Consider the following 4,033-nt stretch of genomic DNA (forward strand, 5'->3'; position numbering starts at 1 on the left):
CTTTTTTGTAAACTTCTATTTTCCTGCGGAAAATAGCCGTTCACGTAAAACGCAACTTTCAATAACACAAACTCGTTACCACACATTTGAGAAAAACATTGAGAACAACAATAACATTACTTCTGATTTTAGTTTCGTTCATTTCCTATGGACAAGGAAATGGACTTTATAAGTTCCAATCCGAAAATGGCAAATACGGATTTATGGACAAAAACGGAAAAATTAAAGTAAAAGCGGAATATCTAAATGTTGGAGATTTCAGCGAAGGACTTTGCTACGTTTCCAAAGAGGTTATAAAAAAAGGTTACAAATGGATTTTTATTGACACTTTAGGAAATAAAGTTTTCGACATTAAGGAAAATTTTCCAGAAACGGAATTTAGCGAAGGATTTGCCCGAATTTCAAGTTTTGAGGAACAATGGTTTGTGAATAGAAACGGAGTAAATGAGTTTGGAAAAACTTGGAAAGACGGACACGAAGAATTTAAAAACGGAATTGCATATGTGAGCGACAAAGAGTTCTCTGATTTTTATCCAATAAACACAAAAGGAGAAAGAATTGGCACAAAAACTTTTTCAAGAGTAGAGATTTACAACTCAAGAAAAAATGACAGTTTGGAATCAAAAAGTAAAATGGAATTTAAGTCCGATAAATTTGTTCCTTTTCAAGAAAATGAACTCTGGGGTTTTAAAGACAGTTTAAATAATGTAGTTATTAAACCCATATTTTATAAAGTAGATAAATTTAAAAACGGAGTTTGTGCGGTAAGAATTAATAAACGTGAATTTGAATTTGCTAACGACTATTTTCTAGATGCTCTGATTGACGAAAATGGAAAAACTCTTATCGAAATTGGAATGCATTGCTATATGGGATTTCAAGGAGAATTAATAGAGTTTTATGGAGCACCTCATTTTGGAGGAGGAGTTCATTATTTGAATAAAAACGGACAAAAAATAATACCAACCGAATAAAAAAACGTGTGGTAACACCGTGTATAATTAATGGCTAGTTCGAGCTTACTTACGAAAATCCTCGCGGATTTTCTATTCGGTTTTTTATTTGCTAAATTAGGTGATTAAATACGCCACTAATCATACACAATTCCGTTGTAAACAAGCTAAAAAACGAAAACTATGATACATTTGATCTGGTCTATAATAAATGGAATGATTGTTCTTTACTTTCTTTATCTGATTGTTGGATTTATAACTAAAGGAAAAAAAATATTTAAACCACAATTTAAATTTGTCTCAATCTTTATAATGGTAATCGGAATTGTACAAATAATTTCCGCATCAAATTCAGGAAAAAACTCAAACCGAATATCAATAACAGAAAACTATGATAGAAAAAATAATTCGGAAATTAAACAAGTAAAATTGGAAGACAATTGGACTTTTGATATAAATATGCTTGTAAAATATTCTATCGAACAGAATGAATATATCCCAATTGAAAGTAACAGTTATTTGACTGGAATTGTGAGCGGTTATATGTGGGAGTTTAAGTCAATAGAAACAAACAATTTGAATATGAATGGAAAAGCGGAATTTATTGCTAATGGAATTTTAAAATGGAATCTTTTTGGAATTACTGTTTATAACGAATCAAAAACATTTAGCGGAATTATAGAATGAAAAAAGCCTGTTTACAACACCGTATAAAATTAATTGCTAATTTTAGCTCACTTGGGAAATTCCTTCGGAATTTCGCCGTTCGTGATTAATCTAGTAAATTAGTTGCTTGAAACACGCAACTAACCTTATACAACAACGTTGTAAAACATTGACCAAGAATATGAAAAGTAGATTTTTAAGAATATTATTAATAATCAATGGAATTTTAATTCCAATTTTTATTGTTTACGTTTTAGGGAATGTTTTGATTGACAAATACAATGATTATATTTTTTATAATTCAGAAAATTCAGATTTGGAAATTTTAGAAGTTAAAGGTCCAAAATATGAAATAAAACAGAGTTCACTTATTGGAATCCCAAATTCTGAAAATTATATCGTTGCAGAATATAAAAAAGAAAATGATAAACTTGGAATTTTAGAGGATGAAATTAACTTGCCTTACGATGTTCCGAAAAACACTTTTAATATTATCTTTTTAGATAAAGAATTTAATCAAATAAGAAAACTACTGAAAAATGACGCTTCAATAAAAAGTATGTTTATTTCAAATTCTTACTCTTCTCACAATAAGGAAATGATGAATAAACTTTCTCGTTTATCTTTTTATATAGCAACAGAAGACACAAATAATGACGGAGAAATAAATAATAGAGACCAACACTATGTTTACGTTTCGGATTTGAATGGAGAAAATCTTACTAAAGTAAGTGACCGAAAAGTAAAACAATATGAATGGGTTAATGAAAATAAGGAAATTTTACTGAATTTCGTAACTGAAAGTAATTCAGAATTTGAATACGGAATTTATAATATTGAGAATAAAACAATAAAAGAAACGAAAAACAAAACGAAGGAAAAATAAAAACGTTTCACAACACCGTGTATAAAAAATTGCTATATTTAGCATAAACTAAAACTTGTTGTTCTTTTGCAAACTTCTGAATTTCCGCTGGAAATTCCTCGTTCACAAAATCGCAACTTTCCATAACACAACAACGTTGGCAACAATTTGAGAAATGACGAAATACATCAAAATATTAGTTCTGTTTTTAACTTTATCTGCTTGCGGACAAAATGCAACCGAAATGAAAACACCTGAAAATGCGAATGAAAAGTTTGCGGAATTTATTGCAAAGAAAAAGTTCGTTGAAGAAAATTTTTATCCTGGAATTGCAGACGAAAAAATGCGACCAGTTTTTACGGAAAAAATAAACCAAATCGCATCGGATTTTAAAACTGTTGCGGAATCAGAAAAACCAACTGACAGAAAATATCAAGAAAAAATAGGAATTGGATTTTCAAGGTTTGCGAATATTTATCTGGAATTAGATACGGAAGACCGAGAAAGAGTTTGTACATATATTCAGGAATTAATGGACATTGTAGAATTAGAAAGCTCAAATGGTCTATTAAATAAATTTATGTACGGATTTGACCCGAACGATTTTAAAAAAGAGAATTAAAATGTCTAATAAAAGAAAAGGTCAATTAACAACGGACTCTGAATGGCGAAAGCATTTGAGAAAAATTGGAAAACGTTTCTTTTGGAAAGGAGAGCGTTTAGCCGAAAAGAAAATGATTGATAAAGAATTAAGACGAAAAGAATAAAAACTGTTGCCAACACCGTATATAAAAAATTGCTGGTTTTGGCTTAATCAAAAGGTCGTTGCACGTTTGCTACGTCTGAATTTCCTTCGGAAATTCCTCGCACACAAACACGCAAATTCCCATATACAAACACGTTAGCAACAATTAGATGAAAACGAAATACTTAACATTATTAATTATTTGCATATTGAATTTTTCGTGTTCTAAGAATTGTGTTTTGAATTATGAAATTGTAGAAACAAAATATGAAATTCCTCATTACAGTTTTCAAAACCAAATGCAGAGAGAAAAGATAAATTATGACAGATACGAATTAATAAATGTTAATGAATCTGAAATTCCTTATATAATGGGAATTCTGAATTCTCAAATACCTGAAATTCGAAATGCGACTAATTACATTATAGAAAATTTATGTGATTATAGTGTGCAAATTGCTGGAATTTATGACAGAAAGGAAAAGGTTAAAAAAATTTACCTGAATTTTGAATGTGGATTTGTTGATTATAATGAAATTCAAGAAAGTGAGGAATATATGATTGGTTTTGACGGAAAAGAAACGAAATTTATTCACGCATTAGATGGTGGAGATTGTCATTTTGAAGCGGAAATAAATACTGAAACGAATAAATTTAGAATTATAATTGTAAATGGAGAAGCATAAAAACTGTTGCTAACACCGTGTATAATTAATTGCTTGGTTTTAGCCAATTTACGAAAGTCCTCGCGGACTTTCTATCTGTGATTTATTTACTAACTTTAGTGCTTAAAACACGCAACTA

The 4,033-nt window shown here is 29.6% G+C and carries 6 protein-coding genes; all 6 read left to right on the forward strand.

Features of this window, described 5'->3' with window-relative positions; genetic code table 11:
• The first annotated feature begins 98 nt into the window (after positions 1-98).
• The 6 genes from MC378_RS15145 (at position 99) to MC378_RS15170 (ending at position 3,915) form a co-directional block, all read left to right on the forward strand.
• On the forward strand, positions 99-974 hold the full coding sequence (locus MC378_RS15145) for a WG repeat-containing protein (RefSeq protein ID WP_242179658.1): 876 nt from the start codon (positions 99-101) through the stop codon (positions 972-974).
• A gap of 162 nt (positions 975-1,136) precedes the next feature.
• Positions 1,137-1,640, forward strand: coding sequence for a hypothetical protein (locus tag MC378_RS15150; RefSeq protein WP_242179660.1), 504 nt, complete (start codon positions 1,137-1,139; stop codon positions 1,638-1,640).
• 160 nt (positions 1,641-1,800) lie between these two features.
• Positions 1,801-2,505, forward strand: a complete 705-nt coding sequence (locus MC378_RS15155) for a hypothetical protein (RefSeq protein ID WP_242179662.1) — start codon at positions 1,801-1,803, stop codon at positions 2,503-2,505.
• Between the two features lie 154 nt (positions 2,506-2,659).
• Positions 2,660-3,106, forward strand: a complete 447-nt coding sequence (locus tag MC378_RS15160) for a DUF4844 domain-containing protein (protein WP_242179664.1) — start codon at positions 2,660-2,662, stop codon at positions 3,104-3,106.
• A gap of 1 nt (position 3,107) precedes the next feature.
• The gene (locus MC378_RS15165; RefSeq protein ID WP_242179667.1) at positions 3,108-3,251 is read left to right on the forward strand and encodes a hypothetical protein; all 144 of its coding nucleotides are present in this window, start codon (positions 3,108-3,110) and stop codon (positions 3,249-3,251) included.
• 217 nt (positions 3,252-3,468) lie between these two features.
• Positions 3,469-3,915 carry a hypothetical protein gene (locus MC378_RS15170; RefSeq protein WP_242179668.1) on the forward strand — a complete coding sequence of 149 codons (447 nt, stop codon included), beginning with the start codon at positions 3,469-3,471 and terminating at the stop codon, positions 3,913-3,915.
• Positions 3,916-4,033: the final 118 nt, after the last annotated feature.

Origin of the sequence: Polaribacter marinus, assembly GCF_022662535.1 — a bacterium.
Classification (GTDB): Bacteria; Bacteroidota; Bacteroidia; order Flavobacteriales; family Flavobacteriaceae; genus Polaribacter; species Polaribacter marinus.

What these genes read in the sequence shown, in the direction of transcription:
- MC378_RS15150 (WP_242179660.1), top strand. Translation starts at nt 1,137, where the DNA reads ATGATACATTTGATCTGGTCTATAATAAATGGAATGATTGTTCTTTAC.
- MC378_RS15155 (WP_242179662.1), top strand. Translation starts at nt 1,801, where the DNA reads ATGAAAAGTAGATTTTTAAGAATATTATTAATAATCAATGGAATTTTA.
- MC378_RS15160 (WP_242179664.1), top strand. Translation starts at nt 2,660, where the DNA reads ATGACGAAATACATCAAAATATTAGTTCTGTTTTTAACTTTATCTGCT.
- MC378_RS15165 (WP_242179667.1), top strand. Translation starts at nt 3,108, where the DNA reads ATGTCTAATAAAAGAAAAGGTCAATTAACAACGGACTCTGAATGGCGA.